The organism is Micromonospora sp. 4G55 (assembly GCF_016803375.1).
In genome coordinates this window covers 1-2,831 of sequence record NZ_JAEVHN010000738.1, presented here as the reverse complement: position 1 = coordinate 2,831, position 2,831 = coordinate 1, and the positions used below count along the sequence as shown (strand labels likewise).

1 protein-coding gene and 1 pseudogene are annotated in these 2,831 nt (G+C 73.9%); both read right to left on the bottom strand.

Annotation, left to right across the window (positions count from 1 at the left end; genetic code table 11):
* Window positions 1–1,892 (bottom strand): annotated as a pseudogene (pheT, locus tag JNW89_RS33320) (phenylalanine--tRNA ligase subunit beta); the annotation flags it as partial.
* A 40-nt stretch (window positions 1,893–1,932) separates the two neighbouring features.
* The coding region (gene pheS, locus JNW89_RS33315) for a phenylalanine--tRNA ligase subunit alpha (protein WP_238452063.1) at window positions 1,933–2,831 on the bottom strand (899 nt) is incomplete at its 5' end.

Below are 2,831 nucleotides of genomic sequence, written 5' to 3'. Positions count from 1 at the left end.
GGCGGCGAACTCGGCCTCGGTGGGCCGCCGGTCCACACCCATCGCCGGCGGGGTGCCGGCGCGGGGCGCGGGTGGAAGACCGTCCCGATCTCGTAGATGGAGAGGTCCCGCTGGCCCCGGCCCAGGTTGCGCTTGAGGATGCCGAGCAGCGGGCCGAGCAGCGTGGTCCGCAGCACCGGCTCCTCCTCGGACAGCGGGTTGGCCAGCCGGACCGCCGCCCGGCGCGGATCGTCGGCGGGCAGGCCGAGCTGGTCGGCGAGTTCCGGCGCGGTGAACGGGTGGGCCAGCACCTCGACGTGGCCGCGCTCGGCCAGCGCACGGGCCACCGCCCGGCGGCGGCGCTGCTGCCAGGTGAGACCACGCCCGGCGGGCGCGGTGGGCAGCACGGACGGCACCCGGTCGTACCCGTCGAGGCGGACCACCTCCTCGACCAGGTCGGCCGGGTCGGTGAGATCGGGTCGCCAGGTCGGCGGGGTCACGGTGAGCACGTCACCGGCGCCGGCGGCCACGCCGACCTCGCCCGGGTCCTCGGCCAGCCGGTCGGCGCCCCGGACGACGGTGCAGCCGACCTGCTCCAGCAGGGCGACCACCCGCTCCGGGGAGTACGCCACCCCGACCCGCCGGGACGGCAGGTCGGCCGGGAGGACGACCGGCCGCACCGGCCGGACGTGATCGATGTCCAGGATCTGCTCGCCGACGGTGCCACCGGCGTGCTCGGTGAGCAGCCGCACCGCCCGCTCCAGGGCGACCAGCGGCAGGGCCGGGTCGACGCCCCGCTCCCAGCGCTTCGCCGCCTCGCTGAACAGCCGGTGCCGGCGGGCGGTGCGCCCGACCATCACCGGGTCCCAGTGGGCGGCCTCGAAGAGCACGTCGGTGGTGCCGCCGACGACCTCGCTGGTCTCGCCGCCCATCACCGCGGCGAGCGAGATCGGCCCGGTGTCGTCGCAGATGACCATGTCCTCGGCGGTCAGGGTGCGGGCCACCCCGTCCAGGGTGGTCAGCTTCTCCCCCGCCTCGGCGCGGCGGACCACCAGCGGACCGCTGATCCGGTCGGCGTCGAAGGCGTGCATCGGCTGGCCGAGTTCGAGCATCACGTAGTTGGTGATGTCGACCGGCAGCGAGATGCTGCGGACGCCGGCCACGGTCAGCCGCCGCGACATCCAGTTGGGCGTCTCGGCGGTGGGGTCGACGCCCCGCACCATCCGCGCGGCGAACCGGTCGCAGCCGACCGTGTCGCGCACCTCGACCGGGTACGCCGGCTCGGCGGTGCCACCGGGCGCGGGCGTCAGGCCCGGGTCGCGGAACGGTACGCCGAGGGCGTGCCCCAGCTCGCGGGCCAGGCCGCGCACGCTCAGCGCGTACCCCCGGTCGGGGGTGATGTCCAGCTCGACCACGACGTCGTCGAGCCCCACGACGGCGCGCGCGTCGTCGCCCGGCTTGGCCGGGGTGTCCGGCGGCAGCACGATGATGCCGGAGTGGTCGTCACCCAGGCCCAGCTCCTTCGCGGAGCAGATCATGCCGGCGGAGTTGCGCCCGTAGGTCTTGCGCGCGCCGATGACGAAGTCCCCCGGCAGCACGCCACCGGGGAGGATCACCACCACCCGGTCGCCCTGGGCGAAGTTGCGCGCCCCGCAGACGATCTCCTGCGGCTCGCCGGTGCCGTTGGCGGCGCCGACGTCGACCCGGCAGAACCGGATCGGCTTCTTGAAGCCGGTCAGCTCCTCGATCTCCAGGACCTCGCCGACCACCAGCGGACCGGTGACGGTCTCCCGCAGGTCCACCACGGAGTCGACCTCGATGCCGAGGTCGACCAGGGCCTGCTCCAGGTCCCCGGTGGGCAGGTCGGCGGGGAGGTCGACGTACTCCCGCAGCCAACTGACAGAAACTCGCATGACTTCAGACCACCGTTCCCGTGACTCGTACCCGCATCGCCTACGCCCCGACCCCGAACGCGCGGGTGAACCGCACGTCGCCCTCGGCCATGTCCCGCATGTCGCTGACCCCGTGCCGGAACATCACGGTGCGGTCGATGCCCATGCCGAACGCGAATCCGGAGTAGACCTCCGGGTCGATGCCGCAGGCGCGCAGCACCCGCGGGTTGACCATGCCGCAGCCGCCCCACTCCACCCAGCGCGGCCCGTCCCGGTGCTCCGGGAACCAGACGTCGAACTCGGCCGACGGCTCGGTGAACGGGAAGTAGTGCGGCCGGAAGCGGGTCTTCGCGCCCTCGCCGAACATCGCCCGGGCGAAGTGGTCGAGCGTGCCACGCAGGTGCGCCATGGTGATGCCCTTGTCCACCACCAGGCCCTCGACCTGGTGGAAGACCGGCGCGTGGGTGGCGTCCAGCTCGTCGGTGCGGTAGACCCGGCCGGGCACCACCACGTAGATCGGCGGCTTGCGGGTGAGCATGGTGCGCGCCTGCACCGGCGACGTGTGGGTGCGCAGCACCAGGCCGGAGCTCTCCGCGCCGTCCGACGGTGCGATGTGGAAGGTGTCCATCAGGCCCCGCGCCGGGTGGTCGGCGGGGATGTTCAGCGCGTCGAAGTTGGTCCACTCCAGCTCGACCTCGGGGCCCTCGGCCACCTCGTAGCCCATCCCGACGAACAGGTCGCTGATCTGCTCCATCAGGGTGCTCAACGGGTGGCGGGCGCCCCGGGGGTGCCGGTCGTACGGCATGGTCACGTCGACCCGCTCCTCGACCAGCACCCGGGCGGCCTGGTCGCGCTCCAGGACCTCCTGGCGGGCGGCGTAGGCGCTCTCGATCGCCCGGCGGGCCTCGTTGACCCGCTTGCCCGCGTCGGACTTCGCGGCCGGCGGCAGCGCGCCGATCT